The sequence below is a fragment of the Parasphingorhabdus sp. genome (genome assembly GCF_048269915.1).
Classification (GTDB): domain Bacteria; phylum Pseudomonadota; class Alphaproteobacteria; order Sphingomonadales; family Sphingomonadaceae; genus Parasphingorhabdus.
In genome coordinates this window covers 462,139-483,490 of the sequence record NZ_JBLWTY010000002.1, presented here as the reverse complement: position 1 = coordinate 483,490, position 21,352 = coordinate 462,139, and the positions used below count along the sequence as shown (strand labels likewise).

At 54.3% G+C, this 21,352-nt stretch carries 18 protein-coding genes; 11 read left to right on the top strand and 7 right to left on the bottom strand.

Annotated elements, in window-relative coordinates:
• Window positions 1–41 precede the first annotated feature (41 nt).
• Together ACN0WX_RS07220 and carA are read right to left on the bottom strand one after the other, a co-directional pair.
• Window positions 42–419, bottom strand: a complete 378-nt coding sequence (locus tag ACN0WX_RS07220; RefSeq protein ID WP_417621619.1) for a ribonuclease E inhibitor RraB — start codon at window positions 417–419, stop codon at window positions 42–44.
• Window positions 416–1,612, bottom strand: a complete 1,197-nt coding sequence (gene carA, locus ACN0WX_RS07215; protein ID WP_417621618.1) for a glutamine-hydrolyzing carbamoyl-phosphate synthase small subunit — start codon at window positions 1,610–1,612, stop codon at window positions 416–418. The genes ACN0WX_RS07220 and carA overlap by 4 nt, the downstream gene beginning before the upstream one ends.
• Before the next feature lie 131 nt (window positions 1,613–1,743).
• Here carA and ACN0WX_RS07210 point away from each other — a divergent pair, with 131 nt between their 5' ends.
• The 7 genes from ACN0WX_RS07210 (at window position 1,744) to ACN0WX_RS07180 (ending at window position 9,478) form a co-directional block, all read left to right on the top strand.
• On the top strand, window positions 1,744–2,196 hold the full coding sequence (locus ACN0WX_RS07210) for a GatB/YqeY domain-containing protein (protein WP_417621617.1): 453 nt from the start codon (window positions 1,744–1,746) through the stop codon (window positions 2,194–2,196).
• A 74-nt stretch (window positions 2,197–2,270) separates the two neighbouring features.
• Window positions 2,271–2,627 (top strand): GIY-YIG nuclease family protein, encoded by a 357-nt coding sequence (locus ACN0WX_RS07205; protein ID WP_417621874.1) that lies wholly within the window; start codon window positions 2,271–2,273, stop codon window positions 2,625–2,627.
• Window positions 2,624–4,492: a DNA primase gene (gene dnaG, locus ACN0WX_RS07200; protein WP_417621616.1), complete on the top strand. Its 1,869-nt coding sequence runs from the start codon at window positions 2,624–2,626 to the stop codon at window positions 4,490–4,492. Before ACN0WX_RS07205 ends, dnaG begins: the two co-directional genes overlap by 4 nt.
• A 23-nt stretch (window positions 4,493–4,515) precedes the next feature.
• A complete protein-coding gene (rpoD, locus tag ACN0WX_RS07195; protein ID WP_417621615.1) occupies window positions 4,516–6,525 on the top strand; it encodes an RNA polymerase sigma factor RpoD in 2,010 nt (669 codons plus the stop codon).
• Window positions 6,526–6,669: 144 nt separating this feature from the next.
• The gene (locus ACN0WX_RS07190) at window positions 6,670–7,329 is read left to right on the top strand and encodes a DUF6975 family protein (protein WP_417621614.1); all 660 of its coding nucleotides are present in this window, start codon (window positions 6,670–6,672) and stop codon (window positions 7,327–7,329) included.
• A 106-nt stretch (window positions 7,330–7,435) separates the two neighbouring features.
• Window positions 7,436–8,281, top strand: a complete 846-nt coding sequence (locus ACN0WX_RS07185; protein ID WP_417621613.1) for an AAA family ATPase — start codon at window positions 7,436–7,438, stop codon at window positions 8,279–8,281.
• Window positions 8,282–8,296: 15 nt separating this feature from the next.
• Window positions 8,297–9,478: a vWA domain-containing protein gene (locus ACN0WX_RS07180; protein ID WP_417621612.1), complete on the top strand. Its 1,182-nt coding sequence runs from the start codon at window positions 8,297–8,299 to the stop codon at window positions 9,476–9,478.
• Window positions 9,479–9,481: 3 nt separating this feature from the next.
• Here the strand turns inward: ACN0WX_RS07180 and ACN0WX_RS07175 are convergent, their stop codons facing one another.
• The 3 genes from ACN0WX_RS07175 to ACN0WX_RS07165 are packed head-to-tail and all read right to left on the bottom strand — an operon-like array spanning window position 9,482 to window position 11,587.
• Entirely contained in the window at window positions 9,482–9,787 is a 306-nt protein-coding gene (locus ACN0WX_RS07175; RefSeq protein ID WP_417621611.1) for a hypothetical protein, read from the bottom strand.
• Window positions 9,788–9,842: 55 nt separating this feature from the next.
• The gene (locus tag ACN0WX_RS07170) at window positions 9,843–11,039 is read right to left on the bottom strand and encodes an exo-beta-N-acetylmuramidase NamZ domain-containing protein (protein ID WP_417621610.1); all 1,197 of its coding nucleotides are present in this window, start codon (window positions 11,037–11,039) and stop codon (window positions 9,843–9,845) included.
• Window positions 11,036–11,587, bottom strand: coding sequence for a DOMON-like domain-containing protein (locus ACN0WX_RS07165; protein WP_417621609.1), 552 nt, complete (start codon window positions 11,585–11,587; stop codon window positions 11,036–11,038). Before ACN0WX_RS07165 ends, ACN0WX_RS07170 begins: the two co-directional genes overlap by 4 nt.
• 147 nt (window positions 11,588–11,734) lie before the next feature.
• Between ACN0WX_RS07165 and tyrS the strand changes: the two genes are divergently transcribed.
• Both tyrS and ACN0WX_RS07155 read left to right on the top strand, forming a co-directional pair.
• Entirely contained in the window at window positions 11,735–12,964 is a 1,230-nt protein-coding gene (tyrS, locus tag ACN0WX_RS07160; protein ID WP_417621608.1) for a tyrosine--tRNA ligase, read from the top strand.
• 95 nt (window positions 12,965–13,059) lie between these two features.
• Complete coding sequence (locus tag ACN0WX_RS07155; RefSeq protein WP_417621607.1) at window positions 13,060–13,377, top strand: PilZ domain-containing protein; 318 nt, start codon at window positions 13,060–13,062, stop codon at window positions 13,375–13,377.
• Window positions 13,378–13,380: 3 nt separating this feature from the next.
• On the opposite strand, the gene recG is transcribed toward ACN0WX_RS07155, so the two are convergent.
• Entirely contained in the window at window positions 13,381–15,438 is a 2,058-nt protein-coding gene (recG, locus tag ACN0WX_RS07150; RefSeq protein WP_417621606.1) for an ATP-dependent DNA helicase RecG, read from the bottom strand.
• Between the two features lie 59 nt (window positions 15,439–15,497).
• On the opposite strand from recG, the gene ACN0WX_RS07145 reads away from it, so the two are divergent.
• Together ACN0WX_RS07145 and mfd are read left to right on the top strand one after the other, a co-directional pair.
• The gene (locus ACN0WX_RS07145; protein ID WP_417621605.1) at window positions 15,498–15,764 is read left to right on the top strand and encodes a succinate dehydrogenase assembly factor 2; all 267 of its coding nucleotides are present in this window, start codon (window positions 15,498–15,500) and stop codon (window positions 15,762–15,764) included.
• Window positions 15,765–15,795: 31 nt separating this feature from the next.
• The gene (gene mfd, locus ACN0WX_RS07140; protein WP_417621604.1) at window positions 15,796–19,266 is read left to right on the top strand and encodes a transcription-repair coupling factor; all 3,471 of its coding nucleotides are present in this window, start codon (window positions 15,796–15,798) and stop codon (window positions 19,264–19,266) included.
• On the opposite strand, the gene ACN0WX_RS07135 is transcribed toward mfd, so the two are convergent.
• Window positions 19,263–21,344 (bottom strand): putative bifunctional diguanylate cyclase/phosphodiesterase, encoded by a 2,082-nt coding sequence (locus ACN0WX_RS07135; RefSeq protein ID WP_417621603.1) that lies wholly within the window; start codon window positions 21,342–21,344, stop codon window positions 19,263–19,265. The genes mfd and ACN0WX_RS07135 overlap by 4 nt on opposite strands.
• Between the last annotated feature and the right edge of the window lie 8 nt (window positions 21,345–21,352).

The following is a 21,352-nucleotide window of genomic DNA, read 5'->3' as shown; positions in this document are numbered from 1 at the left end:
CCTGCGGGTAGCCACTAGTTTCGGGGTAAGACAACACCCCATCACGCCGGATTCTCGTCGGAAATCTCGCCATTTTCGTTGCAGGCAAAGCAGCCCCAACCATCATGGTCGATGTCATATTCGCTTTCGATCTCGAGGCATTTGCGGGTCAGTTCGCGGATCGTCTCGCGCCTGGTGTCGAGGTCAATCTGCAGCTCGATCACCCACTCGTCATCCTCGTTGGACACCAGCGCCGAACGAAAGCCCCATTTCGCCGCGTCATTCTTCAACTTGTTCAGATCGGCGACCGCGCCGACAAATTGCACGTTAATCTCGCGCACAACATGCGACAAATCGCCACCCGCTGCCATATTTTGCAGGATTTCGTCATCAATTGCCCATTCTTCGGCAAGATGTGCAGGATCAACCGGGCCGCTCATTGGGTCAGGCCGCCAACAAATTTCTCGAACAGATAGAAACTGTCCTGCGGCCCCGGACTGGCTTCGGGGTGATATTGGACGCCAAAGGCGCGCTTGCCGATGATTTCGATGCCGCAATTGCTGCCGTCGAACAGGCTCTTGTGGGTTTCGTGGATATTGTCGGGCAGCGTTTCACTGTCCACCGCAAAGCCATGGTTCATGCTGGTGATCTCGACCAGCCCTTCGGTCTCGGCCCAGCCGCCGCCGATGCGCTGCACCGGATGATTGGCGCCGCGATGGCCCTGGTGCATTTTGACCGTCTTGGCGCCTGCCGCGAGAGCGAGCATTTGATGGCCGAGGCAGATGCCGAACAGCGGAATATCCGCGTCCAGTAATTTCTGGATCACCGGAACCGCATAGACGCCGGTCGCCGCCGGATCGCCGGGGCCATTGGACAGGAAGACGCCATCGGGCTTCAGAGCCATGATTTCATCAAAAGATGTTTCTGCTGGAACAACAGTGACTTTCGCGCCAGCCTTCACAAGGTTTCTGAAGATATTGCGCTTCGCACCATAATCAATCGCGACAACATGCGGCCGGGTCGAAGATGCTTCCAATTCTTCCAATGGATCATAACCATGACCCAGTCGCCACAGACCACCCTTGTCCCAGAGATGGGTCTGGTGTCCGGTCACTTGCTTGGCCAGATCCATGCCTTCCAGACCCGCCCAGCCCCGCGCCTTGGCGAGCAGTTCATCGATATCAAACTTGCCATCGGGATCATGGGCGATCACCGCATTGGGCGCCCCCGCCTCGCGTATCCGCCGGGTCAAAGCCCGTGTATCCACGCCGCTCAGCCCGATCCGGCCATTCTCGGCCATCCACTGGTCAAACGGCTTCTGGTCGCGGAAACTGGAAGGTGCAGTCACCTCCTCGCGGACGATACAGCCGAGGGCATGCGGGCTGTCCGCCTCGATATCCTCGTCATTGGTCCCGGTATTGCCGATATGGGGAAAGGTGAAGGTGACGATCTGCCCGGCATAGCTGGGGTCGGTCATCACTTCCTGATAGCCGGTCATCGCGGTGTTGAAGCAGACTTCGCCAACCGCAGAGCCGGTCGCGCCAAAGCCCCTGCCCCAGATTACCGTGCCATCGGCCAATAGCAATATCCCGGTTGCGCCCTTGGGTGCGTCGGGGATATTTGGATCGGACATGATATCTATCTTTCGGTCAGATGCTGGCGCAAAATTTCATGCGAACTAGGGGTGAAATAATTCCGACACAATCTATGAAATTCCGAAACTTCCCGCTACTGTTAACGCTTATTCCAAAATAAGAGGTGACCATGATTCGCGACTCCGTGAAAGCCGCGCAAATCGAGGCGATGAAGGCAAAAGACAAGGATCGCACCGCCGCGACTCGCTCCATTCTCGCCAAGATCAAGGACAAGGATATCGAACTGCGGACAAAAGATGCCGCGCAGGACGACGACGCCATGGTCATTGATGTGCTCCAGAAAATGGCAAAACAGCGCCGCGAATCGATCGCCATGTTCGAAGAGGGCGGCCGGACCGAACTCGCGACCGCCGAGAAAATGGAACTGGCCGTCATCGAGGAATTTCTCCCGGCCCAGTTGGGCGAGGCCGAAACCGCTGCCCTGATCGACGGCATCAAGACCGAACTCGGCGCCGACGGCATGAAAGACATGGGCCGGCTGATGGGCGAACTGAAAAAGCGCCATGGCACCGAAATAGACATGAGCAAAGCCAGCGCGCTGGTGAAGGCGGCACTTTCGTGAGACATCGCTGCAACCGTTCGTGTCGAGCGAAGTCGAGACACCTGGGAGGCGCGTAATTGGCCTTTTGGACCTACATGCTGTTATGTGCAGATGGTAAGTTCTACACCGGTCACACCGATGATCTGGAACGCCGGGTGGCTGAGCATAGCAATGGCGGATATTGTAAGTTTACGAGCCCGCGACGACCTATAGAATTGGTTTGGTCGGAAACTTTCTCGACTCGAGAAGAGGCTTTGTCAGCCGAATTGACAGCCAAGAAATGGTCCCAAGCCAAAAAGCGCGCTCTAATTGCAGGTGACTGGAAAAAATTGTCCTATTTCGCGAAGCCACCCCAAGAACGTCTCTCGACTTCGCTCGACACGAACGGAGAGGCCAACGCCCTAAATCCCGTTCGTGTCGAGCGTAGCCGAGACACCGAGACTCTAAAATGACCCTCACCCCGCAATGGCTGGAAGAACTGCGATCACGCGTCACCCTGTCGACGCTGATCGGTCGCACCGTAAAGATCCAGAAGGCGGGACGCGAGTACAAGGCCTGCTGCCCGTTTCATAACGAGAAATCGCCCAGCTTCACGATCAACGACGAAAAGGGATTCTACCATTGCTTCGGCTGCGGTGCCCATGGTGACGCGATCAGCTGGATGACCGAACAGCGCGGCCTCGGCTTCATGGACGCGGTCAAGGATCTGGCAGCAGAAGCGCAGATGGAAGTCCCTGCCCCCGACCCCCGTGCCGCACAAAGGCAGGAGGTGCGGGCCACCCTGCACGATGTCATGGCGGCGGCGCAGGACTGGTTCGTCACCCAATTCAACGGCATAGAAGGCGCGGAAGCGCGGCAATATCTGAAAAACCGGGGCATTTCGGAAAAGACCATCCGCGAATTTGGCTTCGGCTTTGCCCCCAATTCGCGCGGACGGCTGAAGGAAGCGCTCTCTGTCCATGGCGTCGACCGGTTGATTGAGGCCGGCCTGCTGATCAAGGTTGACGACAAGGAGCCTTATGACCGGTTTCGCGGTCGCCTGATGATCCCGATCCGCGATCCACGCGGCCGTGTGATCGCCTTTGGTGGCCGGATATTGGGTGATGGCGAACCGAAATATCTCAACAGCCCCGACACACCGCTCTTCGACAAGGGCCGCACCCTGTACAATCTCGACAAGGCGTCGCCAGCTTCCCGCCAGACCGGTCGGATATTGGTGGTCGAAGGCTATATGGACGCCATCGCGCTGGCCCAGGCGGGTTTTGAGGATGTTGTCGCCCCGCTCGGCACGGCGCTGACCGAGCATCAGATCGAACGCATCTGGAAGATGGTCGAGGCACCGATCCTCTGTTTTGACGGCGACAGCGCCGGCCAGAAAGCGGCGATGCGGGCGGCCTTGCGCGCCCTGCCCATCCTGCGACCCTCGCACAGCCTCAACTTCATTTCCCTCCCCGCCGGACAAGATCCCGACGACCTGATCCGCTCCGACGGTGCGCAGGCCTTTGCCGCGCTGATCGCAAAGCCGCAGACGCTTGATGACAAGATCTGGCAGGTGGAATATGATGCCGAGCCACTCAACACCCCGGAAATGAAGGCTGGCCTGAAAAAACGCCTGTCCGATCACGCCCGCCAAATTACCGACCCGGATATCGCGCAGCATTATCGCCAGGAATTTCAGGATCGCTATCAGGCCGCCTTTTTTGGCAAGCGAGACGACCACCGCGAGGTCAGACGCCCGCAAAACAACAATCGCAAATTCTCCGCAAAATTTGTCTCGTACAAACCAATGGACGACACCAAGTCCTTTTTGATCGAGGGTTATGACCTGCAAATCGCCAAGGGCATATTGGGTGGCCTGATCCGTCATCCCTGCCGGATTTACGGTCATTTTGAAGAGCTCAGCGCAATCAAACTCGCCGATTCGCAATTGCAGCAATTGCTCGGCGAACTGATCAATATCGCAATGAGTAAAGAAACGCTTGATATGCAGGGCCTTCTTACCATATTGGGACAGACAGATTGTTATAATGTCGCAAAAGGGCTGTTACGGGCCGATGCGCTGAATTTCACTTTCAACCGCAAGCTGCCAGACGATGCCCCTTCGCAAACGGTCGAACGGGCGCATCGGGATTTGGCAGAAGCGATCAAGGTGGTAACCGCGCGTCCAGGACTGGAAGCGGCTCTGGCAGAGGCAACGCGGCGAGTGCAGGATGATCTTACGGAAGAGAGTTATGCCGAGCAGCAGCGCCTTCGCCAAGCAAAGCAGTTATTTCACGAGCGGTTGGTGGAACTGACCCAGATCGACGATAGTTTATAGTTTTTAATTAGGGGCCTCAGCCATTGGCAAGCAAAGCGAAAAACACCAAAGCCGAAGATGAACCGTTGATCGATCTCAACGACAGCGCGATCAAGAAGCTGATTACCAAAGCCAAAAAACGCGGTTATCTGACGATTGACGAGTTGAACGAAGCTCTGCCGCAGGACCAGAATGAACAGATTGAAGACGTCATGTCGGCGATCTCGGAAATGGGTGTCCGGGTTGTCGAGAATGATGAGGAAGCCGCCGAAGAAATGGGTGGCGATGAAGTCGAATCTATCGACGGCAAGGACAAAGAGAAAAAAACCACTGCCACCGCTCCGAAAAAAGCCGCTGGCGACCGGACCGACGATCCTGTGCGTATGTATTTGCGCGAAATGGGCGCCGTGGAACTGCTCAGCCGCGAAGGCGAAATTGCCATTGCCAAGCGCATCGAGGCTGGCCGCGACACCATGATCTGGGGTCTGTGCGAAAGCCCGACCACCTTTAACGCGATCATCGAATGGTCGACCGCGCTCAACGACGGCGAAATGCAGCTCCGCGAAATCCTGGATCTCGACGCCATGCTGTCCAAGGACCCTGTTCCGGAAAATCTGGAAGAGGCCGAGGATGACGACGGCGAAATCAGCGAAAAGACCGCCGGCCCCTCGTTCAAGGATGATGACGAGGTCGAGGATGAAGATCCGGCTGACGGCGAAGATGACGACGAATCCGATCTGACCGAACGCCGTACCAAGCGCGTGGTCGAGGAAGAGGAAGAAGACAACACCCTTTCCCTTGCGCAAATGGAAGAAGCCCTAAAACCCGACGCACTGGAAAAATTTGCGCAGATTACGTCGGTGTTCAAGAAATTCTCCAAATTGCAGACAACCAGACTGGATTCGCTGGCAGCGGGCAAGGATTTTCCGGCAGCGTCAGAGACCAAATATCAGAATTTGCGGGAAGAATTGACTGCGCTGGTTGAAAGCGTGCAATTTCATGCGAACAAGATCGAATTTCTTGTCGACCAACTCTATTCCTTCAATCGCCGCTTGACTGCACTGGGCGGACAGATGCTTCGTCTGGCCGAACGACACAAGGTGCCACGTCGCGCTTTTCTGGAAAGCTATATCAGCAACGAGCTTGATGACGGCTGGCTTGCAAGCATGGCGAAGACCGACAAGAAATGGGCGGCTTTTGCTGAAAAAGAAGCGGATGCTGTCGATCGTATCCGGGCGGAAATTTCTGATATCGCCAATGCCACCGGTACCTCGCTGGTCGAATTCCGCCGGATTGTGAACATGGTGCAAAAGGGTGAGCGCGAAGCGCGCATCGCCAAGAAGGAAATGGTGGAAGCCAATCTCCGGCTCGTGATCTCGATCGCCAAGAAATATACCAATCGCGGCCTGCAATTCCTCGACCTTATTCAGGAAGGCAATATCGGCCTGATGAAAGCGGTCGACAAGTTCGAATATCGCCGCGGCTACAAGTTCAGCACCTATGCCACCTGGTGGATTCGTCAGGCGATCACGCGGTCCATCGCCGATCAGGCGCGGACCATCCGTATTCCAGTCCATATGATCGAGACGATCAACAAACTGGTCCGGACGTCACGTCAGTTCCTCCACGAACAGGGCCGCGAGCCAACGCCGGAAGAAATGGCGGAACGCCTGTCCATGCCGCTGGAAAAAGTGCGCAAGGTCATGAAGATCGCCAAGGAACCGATCAGCCTCGAAACGCCAATCGGCGACGAGGAAGATTCGCATCTCGGCGATTTCATCGAAGACAAGAACGCGATCATTCCAGTCGATGCGGCTATTCAGGCGAACCTCAAGGAAACGGTTACCCGTGTCCTTGCCAGCCTGACCCCGCGTGAGGAACGGGTTCTGCGTATGCGCTTCGGTATCGGCATGAACACCGATCATACGCTCGAAGAAGTCGGACAGCAGTTCAGCGTGACCCGCGAACGTATCCGGCAGATTGAGGCCAAGGCGCTAAGAAAGCTGAAGCATCCGAGCCGTAGTCGCAAAATGCGGAGTTTCCTGGACCAGTAGCCTGGCGATCGCTCGACCGTCGACTATGGTTTGCAATTCCCTAACGATCAATAAACCGGCTCTTTAGGATTCACCTGTATAGCTCAGGATAGACGAGGATGCCGGGTGCATTTTCGCGATAATTCTCGGGATATCGGAAACGCGATGCTAGGACAAAATGCACAATTCACAGCCCAAACAGGCTTCGCTGAACATATCAGCAGCCAAGGCAGTGATGCGGCACCTCATGTTCGATTCATCATCGAAGAATTCTCGAGCTTGTCGGGTGCCGACGTCGCCGACATCGCGCATTTTCTGTCCGTTTTACACGGGCGCTATCCCGGCGTACCCGATCACGCCGCGACAAAAACAGCCGATGATATCACTGGCGAATGGCTGACACAGGCGACTGCCGGATTCGCCGCCGAGCGCGCTTTGCTGACCAAATTAACCGTAGCGGCGGGACCGATTTCGGGTGTCAGCGCCGATGATCAGAGCAATGCGGCCGTGCTGGGCCAGAGCAAGGCTCTGGAGATGCTTTCCCAATCCGATCGCAATGGATGTGCTATCGGCGCGGCTTTTGCGCTGGTTTCGGACTGGCACTTCATTCGGCCGGTGCTGGACCGGATCGCGTTGCGCGTCGGCGTGGAAGTAGGCTCGTCAACCCTTCCAGATATTGAGACAACTGCTGCCCTGAAGGATCGTCTAGCCGCAACCCCCGCTCTGGAGCGGGCGATAAATTTCGGTTCGGAACAGCTCCTCAATCAGCATCGCGGCCTGTGGCAACTTCTGGAAGCACGCAGGAACACGCGCCTTTCCCATTGATTTTCCCTCCGGCTGCTACAGAACTTAACTAAATGATTAACTTGCCTACAAAGGGGGTTTTCCCTATCGCCTTTGCTTTGACTTTCACGGCAAGGAATAGAAAATCATGCGTTTTGACGGTACTAAAGACTATGTTGCAACCGATGACCTGAAGGTTGCGGTCAACGCCGCCGTGACATTGCGACGCCCTCTCCTCGTCAAAGGCGAACCGGGAACCGGAAAAACCGTGCTGGCGTACGAAATAGCCAAAGCTACCGGCGCGCCATTGATCGAATGGAACGTCAAATCGACAACCAAGGCCCATCAAGGCCTCTATGAATATGACGCGGTCGCCCGGTTGCGCGACGGGCAACTCGGCGACGAACGCGTCCACGATATTTCGAACTACATTCGCAAGGGCAAGCTCTGGGAAGCGTTCACCTCGCCTGAACTTCCGGTCCTCCTAATCGACGAAATCGACAAAGCGGACATTGAGTTTCCGAACGACCTTCTGCAGGAGCTCGATCGCATGGAATTCCATGTTTACGAGACCAAGGAAACGATCAAGGCCGTCGATCGCCCGATTGTCGTGATTACTTCCAACAACGAGAAAGAACTGCCAGACGCCTTCCTGCGCCGCTGTTTCTTCCACTATATAAAATTCCCCGATCGCGAAACGATGCAGGAAATCATCAATGTCCATTTTCCTGACATTCAGGGCGTGTTGGTCAAAAAGGCGATGGATATTTTCTACGAAGTCCGCGACGTACCCGGCCTCAAGAAGAAACCAAGCACCAGCGAATTGCTCGACTGGTTAAAATTGCTGCTCAGCGAAGATATGCCTCTTGAAGTCCTGCAGTCGAAGGATCCCAGCAAGGCTATCCCGCCACTGCACGGTGCCTTGCTGAAGAATGAGCAGGACGTGATGCTTTTCGAACGACTTGCTTTCATGTCCAAGCGTGAAGCGCGCTAAGCAAAGGCACAGACGATGTTCTTTAACTTCATGGATGAGCTAAGAGCAGCCGGCATCACGGCTTCGCTCAAGGAACATCTCGTTCTGCTCGAAGCGCTCGAAAAAGACGTTATCCGGCGTAGTCCGGAAGAATTTTATTATCTCTCCCGCGCCACTTTCGTAAAGGACGAAGGTTTGCTGGACCGCTTTGACCAGGTGTTCTCAAAAGTGTTCAAGGGCATCGAAAGCAGTTACGGTACGCAGGAAGAAGACATCCCGCTGGACTGGCTGAAAGCAGTCGCCGAGAAATATCTCTCCGAAGAAGAAATGGAGAAGGTCAAGTCCCTCGGCAGCTGGGAAGAAATTATGGAGACGCTGAAAGAGCGGCTCGAAGAACAGCAGAAACGGCACGAAGGCGGCAGCAAGTGGATCGGCACCGGCGGCACATCGCCCTATGGCAATTCCGGCTATAATCCCGAAGGCGTCCGGATTGGCGGCGAAGGCGGCCAGAAGAAGGCGATAAAAGTCTGGGACAAGCGCGAGTTTCAAAATCTCGACAACACCAAGATGCTCGGCACGCGGAATATCAAGGTTGCGCTACGGCGCTTGCGCAAATTCGCTCGGGAAGGTGCGGCAGACGAACTGGATATTGACCGGACAATCAGTGGAACCGCCAAACAGGGCTGGCTCGACATCCATATGCGTCCGGAACGGCACAATGCCGTCAAACTGCTGCTGTTCCTGGATGTTGGCGGCTCAATGGATCCCTTTATCAAGCTCTGCGAAGAACTGTTCAGCGCAGCAACCACCGAGTTCAAAAATCTCGAGTTTTTCTATTTCCATAACTGCCCTTACGAAGGTGTGTGGAAAGATAATCGCCGACGGTTTTCCGAGCGCACAAATACCTGGGATATCCTCCACAAATATGGCCACGACTATAAATTGATTTTTGTCGGCGACGCCTCGATGAGCCCATATGAAATAACTCACCCCGGCGGTTCGGTGGAACATTTCAATGAAGAAGCGGGTGTCACCTGGATGCACCGCCTGACCAACACCTATCCCGCAGCAGCATGGCTCAATCCGGTGCCGGAGAAGCAATGGGGCTATTCACAAAGCGTCAAAATCATCCGCGAGCTGATGAATGACCGGATGTATCCGCTAACGATTGACGGCCTCGGCGATGCGATGAAGGAACTGACCCGCAAGCAAGGTTAGTCGTCAGCCGTCAACGGCCAACAGTGTGGTGCCGTCATATTTCTCGGCTGCCGGTTCAAAAATTTCGGACTTTTCGAAATGCAGATCTTCGACGCGGACATCCTTCAGGCCGGAAAGTTTGAACGTCCCGATCTTGATCTCCCGCGGCGGCTGACCGTCTTTTTCCAGCGGCACTGCATCAACATACATTTCGTCATGCCGCGTATACAGGATATGCGGCGCCAACTTGAATGCGGTATTGTTATAGGTCGCGGCCACACATTTTTTCAGTGCAACGCCCTCGAAAATTTCTTTGCTCGGTAACATCATCCCGAATTAGCAGGATTCCGATAAAATACAATAATTATGTTGCAGCGCAGCATTGCTAATAAATGAGATAATCGCGGCGCATTTCTTCCCACAAGCGCTCGTCCGGCGAGGCGATAGCGTCCAGATCATCTGCTGCAGCGGATGAATTCTCGACCCATTTTCTTAGGGACGGCCCACCGTTGATGACATCGAAGGCCAATTTTTCCTCTTCATATTCATAAGGGAAATCACGCCACAGTTGATAATCAGAATTCAGCTTTCTGATCGCTTTTAGCGCCAGCGCCTGCAGACGCCATGGTTGGAATATCTGGTGATCATAAACTGGACCCTCAGCGTGAATGTGGACACCGTTGCAAAGCTGAGCCTGATGCTTGTGAAAAGTCGGTTCGAACCAGATTTCTCGCAGAACACAGCCGTTCAACCATTGTGGTGCCTCTCTTTGCATTTCTGCAATTACAGCCCTCGCATCAATATCCGGCGCGCCAAACAGCTCCAGAGGGCGCGTCGTTCCTCGCCCTTCGGAGAGCGTTGTGCCTTCCAACATCACAGTCCCGGCATAGGCCCGCGCCATATTCACATTCGGTGCGTTGGGGCTGGGGTTGATCCAGATACGGTCTTCCGGCCAGCCAAATCCGGGACCCTCGGGCTGCCACCCCCGCATCTCGATAACCTTGTAATCCATATCGAGGCCAAAATGACTGATTAGCCAGCGCCCCATTTCCCCCATAGTCAGCCCGTGTCGCATGGGCATGGGAGCCGCCCCCACGAAGCTCTCCCAACCTTCCTCGAGAATTGTCCCTTCGATTGGCCGTCCGGCCGGATTGGGCCTGTCCAGCACCCATACAGATTTGCCATGCTCCGCAGCAGCTTCCAGCATATATCGCAAGGTGGTGATAAACGTATAGATTCGACAGCCCAGATCCTGAAGGTCAATCAAAATGACATCGAAGCTATCCATTGACGTGTCGGTCGGCCGACGAACTTCCCCATAGAGGCTGAAAACCGGAATATCATGGAGCGGGTCGAAATAATCGGCGGTTTCGATCATATTATCCTGCTTATCGCCTCGCAGGCCATGCTGGGGGCCAAAAGCCGCGGCAATGTTGATCTCGGCGCACGATGACAGCGCATCAAGGGAATGTGTCAAATTGCTTGTCACAGATGCCGGATGAGCGAGCAGCGCCACCCGCTTCCCGTCCAAAGGCCGCCTGAGCTCTTTGTCTTCAACTAGCCGGTCAATTCCAAATTTCATCGTGATTCTGCAGCCTTTATCTTGTGGATGAAGCAATCCCTGTTGTGAAAATCCGGATTGCCTGGAGGATGGTTTAGAGCCCAAAATGATTTTCGGCCATTTTTTTCCACGATCACGGCCGTCAAAGCCATTTCCAGACAACCTGCTTCCAGTTCCGGTCGATCTCCGAGATCGAGCTTTGCGATCAGCTCAAAATTTTCTGCCGATGATGAGCTTTCGATTCGCGGTGTGTTGATCGATTCTGGACTGCTCATACCCTCACGATAATTTTCGAATGCGTAGACGGCCCATTCCGTCGAAGGGGACAGATTCAGTTCGAGATATTCTGGCGCATCTTCTCGACTGATGAAAGCCTCGAAGCAGGATTTCTGCCAGAGATTATCGGTCCTTTTCGGCGTGACCGGTTCCGGCATGACCAATTGGTCAACGGCACCCAGGAGATTGTAACGCACAGTGAATTTACCGAATGTCAGCCACTCAACGGTCGCATTGATCGCAGATACGGCATCAGTAGGATGTTCGGGGTGGCAGGATAGTCTAAGGGCCATCGTGATCCTTCTCGTGCTTCAACAGTCAATTCCGGAGCGGATTGATGAAAAGCGAATCCGATACCCAATCTCATCACTTGGCAAAGAATTGCGTTGCTGGAAACCGGCAATTGCACCGGAGGTTACAAGGCTGTAACGACCCTTCTCATGAGCGAATATCAATCTGATCTGCTGCGTTTGCTAGATGAACGCGGCTATATCCACCAATTGACCGATGCCAAGGCATTGGATTCTCTTGCCGCCACTACGATTATCCCAGGTTATATCGGGTTCGACGTCACCGCGGATTCTCTCCATGTCGGGAATCTTGTCCAGATCATGCTCCTTCGCCGACTGCAACAGGCTGGACATAAGCCAATTGTCTTGATGGGCGGCGGCACTACCAAAGTCGGTGACCCTTCGGGGAAAGACGAGATTCGAAAATTACTGGACGATGATGGAATCGCTTCGAATTTTGCCAAGATACGGGACAGCTTCGAGAATTTCTTGACGTTCGGGGACGGACCCACCGACGCCATAATGGTCAACAATGACGACTGGCTGGGCCAGCTCAAATATATTCCATTTTTGCGCGATATCGGTCGCCACTTCACAATTAACCGCATGCTGACTTTTGATTCCGTTAAACTCAGGCTGGAGCGGGAACAGCCGCTGACCTTCCTTGAATTCAACTATATGATCTTGCAGGCCTATGATTTTCTTGAGCTATCTCGCCAACATGGTTGCAAATTGCAATTGGGTGGGTCCGATCAATGGGGGAATATTGTCAACGGGATTGAACTCGGCCGCCGGGTTGACGGGACGGATCTGTTCGGCATCACCACCCCCTTGATTACCAAAGCCGACGGCTCCAAAATGGGGAAATCCGTAGACGGCGCGATTTGGTTAAATGCTGACCGGCTTTCCCCTTATGATTATTGGCAATTCTGGCGCAATACCGATGACCGGGATGTCGGCAAATTCATGCGCTTATTCACCGATATTGATTTGGCGGAGATCGCGCGACTGGAAGCGCTGGAAGGTTCCGAAATCAATGAGGCCAAAAAAGTTCTGGCAGATGCTGCAACGGCAATGGCCCACGGACAGACCGCTGCAGAAGACGCTGCCAAAACGGCGCAGCAGACGTTCGAGCAAGGTACGGCCGGAGCCGACTTGCCTGTGCTCGATATATCCGAAGATGAGGTTTCGCTTCTTGATGCCCTGGTCGGAATCGGTTTCTGCGCATCGAAAGGGGAAGCGAAGCGACTGATTGCTGGCGGTGGTGCCCGCATCGATGATGAACAGATAAAAGACGGCGGACATATGATCGGCATTACCGACGGGAATGTGAAAATTTCAGCCGGGAAAAAGAAGCACGGGTTGCTGAGACACATCTGACCTGCGCGCGCCCTCCTCTTTTTTACGAACGTTTACCTTTTATTCTTGATCATCAACTATCGCTGGACTGAACCAATTTTGGGAGTTCGCAAGATATGCCCAGTGCACCGCATCAAACATCGCCCGATTCGCGCCGTGCGACCCGATTTTCGGTCGATTTTGAAACCATCTGCGAAATTCATCCGAATCAGGAAATCCGGGTACATATTGCCAATATTTCTGCTAACGGCATGATGCTCGGCGAAGTCATGGGTATGGCGAAGGGAGGCAGGGTCACTGTCCGCTTGCCTGTCGTTGGAAGGATTGAAGCCTTTCTCGTCTGGTCCCATCAAGGTCGCAGCGGTTTTAAATTCGAACGAGTGATCCGCGAGCCAGATTTTGTGACTATGCTGGACCACATAAAAGCCCGCTAAGGCCTATCCGCTTCGCAACAGACTGACACCCCAATCGCGCTCGAATAGATAAAGTGCTATCCGCGCTGCCTGCCCCCTTTCACTGTCCAATCCACCATCGCGGTCGAGCAAAAGACGGGCATCATCCGTGGCCGGTCCAATAAGCTCATTGACTTGCGTCGGTGTTGCGACATGAAAGCCTGCGTCCCCCGATTGCCGCGTACCAAGTAATTCTCCTGCCCCGCGCAAACGAAGATCTTCTTCTGCGATACGGAATCCGTCGTTGGTTTCTCGCATCAGCTTGAGCCTGGCACGCGCCGTTTCGCTCAGCGATTCACCTCGAACGAGCAAACAATTGGACTTGACGCCGCCCCGACCCACGCGCCCCCGCAACTGATGCAATTGGGCCAGACCGAAACGGTCTGCCGCTTCAATGATCATCAGGCTGGCGTTGGGAACATCTACACCGACTTCGATGACCGTGGTCGCAACAAGTATCTTGATTTCATCCCGTTGAAAGCGGCCCATAACCAAATCTTTTTCAGGGCCCTTCATCCGGCCGTGCACCAAACCGACCTGCTCACCAAATCGCGCCTTCAAACTCGCGGCGCGCTCTTCGGCGGCCGCAAGATCGCTTTTTTCGCTCTCTTCGACCAGAGGACAAACCCAGTAAGCTTGGCCGCCCGATGCAATATGGCGCGCAAGGCCGTCGACGACGTCAGGCAACCGGGCGTCGGCGATCACTCTGGTATCTATGGATTGCCGGCCAGGCGGAAGTTCATCAATGCGCGAAACATCCATTTCCCCATATTGGCTTAGCGTCAGGGTCCGCGGTATGGGTGTGGCGGTCATTGCCAACAAATGCGGGGTCCGTTCCGCCTTTTGGGCCAGCATGAGGCGCTGGGAAACGCCGAATTTATGTTGTTCGTCGATGACGGCTACCGCGAGATTCTTATACCGGACCTGCTCCTGAAAAATCGCATGGGTACCGATCAAGATGTGGATTGAACCGTCCGCCAATCCCATCAACAAAGCCTCCCGAACCTTGCCCTTGTCGCGCCCCGTCAAAATGGCGAGGTTAACAGGCAGTCCAGACAGCAATTTTTGCAGACCTTCAAAATGCTGCCGCGCCAATATTTCTGTCGGAGCCAGAAAAGCACCCTGATAGCCGGCTTCCACGGCCGACAATAGCGCCATCAGAGCCACCAGAGTCTTGCCGGAACCCACATCACCTTGCAGCAACCTGAGCATCGGTGCGCTTTGGGCAAGATCACCATCTATCTCTGCAATGCAGCGATTCTGGGCGTTGGTCAGTTCAAAAGGCAGCTTCAGCTGATTGCGAAACCGTCCATCACCCTGGATCGGGATACCCCGCTTGCTCCGGTTGCTCGCACGCACCAGCATGAAAGCCAGTTGATTGGCAAAAACCTCGTCATAGGCGAGCCGATCGCTAGCAGTTTCCCCTTCCAAATGATGCAGCGCAACGATACTGTCCCGCCATCCAAGCCAGTTCTGAGCTGCAAGTTGACTTGGCTCGACCCATTCCGGCAGCTCCGGCGCTAACGTCAGCGCCTGTTCTATCAATTGCCTCATCCGCGCATTGCCTAGACCATCAGACAAGGGATAAACGGGTTCAAGCAGCGCAATGTCCCCGGCCTGCCCCGGCTCAATTATCTGATCGGGGTGAACGATCTGCAGTTCATCACCATAGCGTTCAAGTTTACCGGAAATAACTTTTGCCTCTCCGAGCGGGAGCAATTTCTTCGGCCAGCCCGGATTACGCCCGAAAAAGGTCAGGCTGATATAGTTTCCGATCTTGTCCGTTGCGTGCACCCTTAGCGGGCTGCGTGGCCCTCCGGTGCGATAGTCGACCGGGGTAACCTCAATGATTATCGTCTCTCCAACATCGATTTCGTTCAGCTCGTCGACCCGTTTCCGGCGCAACCAGTAGCTCGGTTGATGATAAAGCAGGTCTTTGACCCGATTCAGCCGCAGCTTCTCGAGCGGCTTGGCCAATGCCTTGCCGACGCCCTTGAGCGACTGGGTTTCACCAAATAATGGATTGAGTATCTCGGGCCGCATGTCTATCCGCCTTTATACCCTCGCTGGCCCAATATGCCAGCCAAGTTGGAGCAGCAAATATGGATCGCGAAACAAGGCTGAAACGGCTGCAATTTCGCGCATGGCATCGCGGTACGCGCGAGGCTGACTTTTTGATCGGCGGTTTTTTTGATCGCTATGGGCAAGACTGGTCGGAAAAAGAAATGGACTGGTTTGAAAAGCTGCTTGCGGAGGAAGATGTGGATGTCATGGCATGGGCAATCGGCACATTGCCCGTTCCGGAAGCTTTTGACGGTCCTCAAATGGATGCCATGCAGCAACTCGACTATATTGACGCCACGAAATAACATTTTATTCCATATCCAGAAGCGATTATAAGTGTCTCATCTAGATAAATTACTGTCATCTGAAAAAGGCATGACGCTGGCGGGTGTACCAGCAGGTTACCGCCCTCTTTTTCTGTCGGAAATCGCGGACCGGTCAGGACGACGCACAATGTTTGTCGCCACCGACGACGCAGCCATGAGCGCTGTTGCGGAAGCCGCCCGTTTTTTCGCACCAGATCTGGAGATTATAGAATTTCCGGCGTGGGACTGCCTGCCCTATGACCGTGCGTCACCCGCATTGCACACCACTTCTGACCGGCTTGCTGCCTTGGCGAAGCTCGCGCGGCCCTTCACGACCTCGCAACTGGTGGTGACGACGATCAATGCCATAACACAGCGGGTTCTGGCACCATCGCGAATCCAGGATTTTGTCACCCATCTTGCGCCCGGTACGATTGTCGAACAGGAAAAATTGATTTCGTTTCTCTACGCCAACGGGTTTGTGCGGGTGGATACGGTAGCCGACAGCGGGGAATTTGCGGCCCGTGGCGGGTTGATCGATCTATTCCCACCCGGCGCGGAATTTCCTGTCCGAATCGACCTATTTGGAGATGAGATCGAGACGCTCCGCCAATTTGATCCTGCGGACCAGCGCACAGTCGGCGATATCGATAGCCTCGATCTACTTCCGGTTTCGGAATTTTTGTTGGATGCGGACAGTATTACCCGCTTCCGCACCCGCTATCGCGATCTTTTCGGCGCCGTTGCGACAAGCGATCCATTATATCAGTCTATCTCTGAGGGCCGCCGTTTGGCAGGAATGGAGCATTGGCTGCCGCTTCTCGAAGATCGATTGGCGACTATTTTCGACTATGTGGAAGATGATTGTATAATTTTGCGCGATACAGCCGGTTCCGCGGCTGCAGAAGCGCAGTTCACAGCAATTGCAGATTATCACAAAAACCGGGTCGATGCCGACAAGGCGAACCTGTCGAGTTACCGCCCGCTACCTCCGGAGATGCTTTATCTGACACCGGACGAATGGCGATCCCGCGAAGACGATGCACCGATCCATGTGCTCAGTGAGTTTGACGAACCCGAAACCGACACGGTCATTTCCATGTCGGTGTCATCGCCGCGCGATTTTTCACCGGAACGGGCGCGCAATGAAAATATTTATCAGGCGCTGGGCACCCATCTCAACAGTCTGGTAAAATCCGGGGCCACTGCCATTGTGGCGAGCTATAGCAAGGGATCGCGCGCAAGGATATTTGACCTCCTCAACGATCACGACGTCAAGACCCCCGTGCTTTGCGATGATTGGAAATCATGCCTCTCAGCCGGTCCTGGAATAGCCCTGACGATATTACCTCTTTCTTCCGGATTTCGGACGGATGACCTGTCGCTGCTCACCGAACAGGATATTTTCGGTGACCGGCTGGTGCGCAAATCAAAGCGGCGGAAGAGCAGTGATGCCTTTATCGAAGAATTGTCCGCTCTCAGCCAAGGCGACCTGGTTGTCCATCTGGAACATGGCGTAGGTCTGTACGAAGGTATAGTGTCCATTCCGGTGGGTGAGAGCCCGCATGATTGCGTACATCTGAAATATGCCGGCGGCGACAAACTCTATGTCCCGGTCGAAAATATCGACGTTCTCAGCCGCTATGGCGATGGTGGTGACAGCGTTGTGCTCGACCGACTTGGTGGCGAAGCTTGGCAGCGGCGCAAATCAAAGCTGAAGGAACGCATCAGGGCCATTGCCCATGAATTGCTGAAGACTGCGGCGGCACGGGCTGTGCAGCCGGCAACGCCAGCCCGAGTGGAAGCCAGTGAAATGGCTGGATTCGCTGATCGCTTTCCTTATCAGGAAACCGATGATCAGCAGCAGGCCATCGAGGAAGTGCTCGGCGATATGGCGTCGGGCAAGGCAATGGACCGGCTGGTTTGCGGGGATGTGGGTTTTGGCAAGACCGAGGTTGCGATGCGCGCGGCCTTTGCAGCGGCCATGGCCGGTATGCAGGTTGCGATTATCGCACCCACGACTCTGCTCGCGCGGCAGCATTTCAACAATTTTGAAGAGCGATTTCGCCCCTTTCCCCTGAAAATTGGCCGCCTTTCCCGGCTAGTTTCGCCAACGGAAGCCAAAAAGACCAAAGAAGGCCTGACTAACGGCGAAGTCGACATTGTCATTGGCACGCACGCACTATTAGCCAAATCCATCGAATTTCAACGGCTCGGCTTGATCATTGTCGACGAAGAACAGCGGTTTGGCGTGACCCACAAGGAACGCCTCAAGGCCATGAAGGCGGATGTTCATGTCCTGACGTTAACCGCAACACCCATCCCGCGGACTTTGCAGATGGCGATGACCGGCATGCGTGAACTATCCGTCATCCAGACTCCGCCCGTCGACCGTCTCGCCGTGCGCACCTATGTCATGCCGTGGGATCCTGTCCCGCTGCGGGAGGCTCTGCTGCGTGAACATTACCGGGGGGGCCAGTCGTTCATTGTCGTACCCCGTATCGCCGATCTCCCCGATATCGAAGATTTTCTCAAAAAACATGCGCCTGAACTGACCTATGTCGTGGCGCATGGACAAATGTCTCCCGCGACGGTCGAGGAGCGGATGTCAGCCTTTTATGACCGTAATTATGACGTGCTGCTATCGACGACAATCGTGGAAAGCGGCCTGGACATCCCGAGCGCCAATACACTGATCATTCACCGCGCCGACCGCTTCGGCCTCGCCCAGCTCTATCAACTCAGGGGCCGCGTCGGCCGGTCAAAAACGCGCGCTTATGCCTATATGGTTACGCCAAAAGACCGAATCATCACCGAGAAGGCGGAGAAAAGACTGAAAATTCTCGGTGATCTCGACAGCCTCGGGGCCGGGTTTGAACTCGCCAGTCACGATCTCGATATTCGTGGTGCCGGGAACCTGCTCGGCGACGAACAATCGGGGCACATCAGGGAAGTCGGATTCGAACTTTACCAATCCATGCTGGAAGACGCCATTTTGGAAGCCAAGGCCAAAGGCGCTGGCCTGCCAATCCAGACCGATAGTTTCTCGCCGCAGATCACCGTCGACGCGCCAATCCTGATACCGGAAAATTATGTGCCTGACCTTTCGTTGCGGATGGGGCTCTATCGCCGCATGAACGGGCTCAAAACTCTTCAGGAGATTGAATCCTTTGCTGCAGAGATGATCGACCGATTCGGTGATCTGCCGGTGCAGACGGACAATCTGCTGAAGCTGATGCACATCAAAATGAATTGCGTGAAAGCGCAGATTGCAAAAATTGAGATGGGCCCACGCGGTGCATTGGTCACCTTCCACAACGACCATTTTCCTAATGTCCAGGGACTGCTGGACTATGTTGAGCGCCTGAAAGGCACTGCGCGGATCCGGCCCGACAATAAATTGTTCATCGAACGGAAATGGCGCGACCCCAAATCTCGACTGCATGGATTAACCCAGCTCACAACAGGTCTGTCGAAACTGGCACAACGCGTTTCCAACTAGCTGTTGAGCAGGGCGAAAGTTTCAAATTCATCTGGTGAAAGAGGCCCGGAACGCAAGAAGCCCTGAAAATATTCGCAACCCAGCTCGGCCAGCGTTTCGAGCTGGGCTTCCGTTTCAACGCCTTCTGCTATCACGCTCAGATGCAGGCTGTGGGCCATGTCGATGATCGACCGCACCACCACCTGTTCTTTCGGAGATCCGCTGATATCCCCGGTAAGTCCGCTGTCGATCTTAAGATAATCAATCGGGAGTTCTTTGAGGTAAGCCAGGCTGCTGTAGCCAGTTCCGAAATCGTCGATCGCGATACGGACACCAACTGCTTGTAGCCGCTGCAATTTGTCCACCGATGCCGCCATATTACTAATCAGTTCGGATTCTGTAATTTCCAGAGTCAGTTGATGCGGTTTGAATCCAGCGTTTTCGACCTGCTTCAATATATCGGAATCAAATGTTATCGTCGCCAGATCACTCGCTGTTACATTAAGCGAAAGACGTAAAAACGCCAAACTTCCCGGCCATCTCGCGGCCAAAATCAAAGCCTGTTTGTGGATTTGTGCAGAGAGAGATTCCTTAACCCCTGCCCGTTCCGCAACAGCAAATAAGGTCGAAGCACCCAGAAGCCCATATTCCGGATGTTCCCATCGCGCCAATGCTTCTGCTCCGACGAGTTGCCCGGTATCAATTTTTATTTGCGGTTGAAACGCAATGACAATTTCTCCGCGCCCCATCGCCCCGGCCAATTGATCTTCCAGCACCTCCTCCAGATGAACATCCGCTTCCGACACGGCGCTGAAGTGGATCGGCAAAGCATCTGCAGCGGTTGCCTCCGCCAGTGCAAGAACAGCTTTTCTGATCAGGGTCTTCTCTTTGGAATTGGCATTTCCGATCGCCACTCCGGCTCTTGCAACAGGATTAATCGACCTCCCCTCCAGCTGCATTTCACGAAAAACTGTGATGAGTAATTCATTCGCGAAAACTGAAATTTCATCGCTTCGGATATCCGCCAACGCAATCAGGAAATTCTGACCATCCAACCGCGCAACAATCTGCGAACCGGCATATTGGCGATGCGTCTGATCCATCAGTCTATGCCCGACAATTCGTAGAAATTGATCCCCGGCTTTTCTTCCGAAAGCCGCGTTGATCATCCGGAAATTTTTGATGCCGATAGCAATGAGTGTCAATGGCCTCCCGGCGTCTAGCTTTTGTCGAATCCAAGAACGGACAGCTGCCGTATTACTCAGCCCCGACAGCAAATCTCGATCCGACCAGTTATCGACTTCGTCATTATTCGCTAGATATTCAATTCGGCCGAATATTCGGCCCTCAGCTTCATGCAAGTGGTGAATTACTGGTCGACCGTTTAGATGATGAGGCACCGCGGCCTGCCGGGCACCGTCGCGCAGACGTCCCATCGCCCCCCGCACGCGCTTGCGTTCTTCGAAAGATAATCCTCGATAGATGCCGGTTACCGGATATTGCTGGAAATCAATCTCTCCGGCGGAGGCCAGCAGGCTTTCGCTGATCCAATATTCGTTCATCGAGGCCAGTTGCATGGACCATTGCAAGTCGGCAACGGTCAGCAACAGCTGCTCATGACTTGTGCGTTCGGCACCGCCCCGGAAATTCTCGACATAGCGGTACGCATATTTGATCGACTGTGCCAAATCCGCTTCTGCATTGGCAGTGTCCAGATAATGGGTTGCGCCTGAATCATAGCAGCGCTCAACAATCTGCGGACTTGCCATGCTATCGACCAACGCGAATATGGCGACGCCGGCATCAATAGTGGTTTTTGAGAGCTCCGCGATTGCCGTCAAGCCGTCCTTATCTGCCTTGCGTGTATCGATGACAGCAATCATTGCGCCGGCTGAATAGAAACGGGCGCTTAGATTATCCAATCTACGAGCCGAATGCACCCTCCATCCAAAAGACGCAATTTCAGCGGCAAGTGGATCGCGCTCATGGAATGAAAGCAGAAACAGATTTCTGAATTCAGCCCGGTGCTCCGTAGAGATAGATATTTCGTGGACCTTAAAACTCCTGAAATTTGATAGCGGAAACATCGACTTGACCATAATTGATC

Bases quoted from the DNA above. Each gene is read 5' to 3' on its own strand.
- ACN0WX_RS07165 (WP_417621609.1), bottom strand. From the start codon at position 11,587: ATGGCCCTTAGACTATCCTGCCACCCCGAACATCCTACTGATGCCGTA.
- ACN0WX_RS07205 (WP_417621874.1), top strand. From the start codon at position 2,271: ATGCTGTTATGTGCAGATGGTAAGTTCTACACCGGTCACACCGATGAT.
- ACN0WX_RS07155 (WP_417621607.1), top strand. From the start codon at position 13,060: ATGCCCAGTGCACCGCATCAAACATCGCCCGATTCGCGCCGTGCGACC.
- ACN0WX_RS07175 (WP_417621611.1), bottom strand. From the start codon at position 9,787: ATGATGTTACCGAGCAAAGAAATTTTCGAGGGCGTTGCACTGAAAAAA.
- ACN0WX_RS07170 (WP_417621610.1), bottom strand. From the start codon at position 11,039: ATGAAATTTGGAATTGACCGGCTAGTTGAAGACAAAGAGCTCAGGCGG.
- tyrS (WP_417621608.1), top strand. From the start codon at position 11,735: ATGAGCGAATATCAATCTGATCTGCTGCGTTTGCTAGATGAACGCGGC.
- ACN0WX_RS07220 (WP_417621619.1), bottom strand. From the start codon at position 419: ATGAGCGGCCCGGTTGATCCTGCACATCTTGCCGAAGAATGGGCAATT.
- ACN0WX_RS07180 (WP_417621612.1), top strand. From the start codon at position 8,297: ATGTTCTTTAACTTCATGGATGAGCTAAGAGCAGCCGGCATCACGGCT.
- ACN0WX_RS07145 (WP_417621605.1), top strand. From the start codon at position 15,498: ATGGATCGCGAAACAAGGCTGAAACGGCTGCAATTTCGCGCATGGCAT.
- ACN0WX_RS07135 (WP_417621603.1), bottom strand. From the start codon at position 21,344: ATGGTCAAGTCGATGTTTCCGCTATCAAATTTCAGGAGTTTTAAGGTC.
- dnaG (WP_417621616.1), top strand. From the start codon at position 2,624: ATGACCCTCACCCCGCAATGGCTGGAAGAACTGCGATCACGCGTCACC.
- recG (WP_417621606.1), bottom strand. From the start codon at position 15,438: ATGCGGCCCGAGATACTCAATCCATTATTTGGTGAAACCCAGTCGCTC.
- ACN0WX_RS07210 (WP_417621617.1), top strand. From the start codon at position 1,744: ATGATTCGCGACTCCGTGAAAGCCGCGCAAATCGAGGCGATGAAGGCA.
- carA (WP_417621618.1), bottom strand. From the start codon at position 1,612: ATGTCCGATCCAAATATCCCCGACGCACCCAAGGGCGCAACCGGGATA.
- ACN0WX_RS07185 (WP_417621613.1), top strand. From the start codon at position 7,436: ATGCGTTTTGACGGTACTAAAGACTATGTTGCAACCGATGACCTGAAG.
- ACN0WX_RS07190 (WP_417621614.1), top strand. From the start codon at position 6,670: ATGCTAGGACAAAATGCACAATTCACAGCCCAAACAGGCTTCGCTGAA.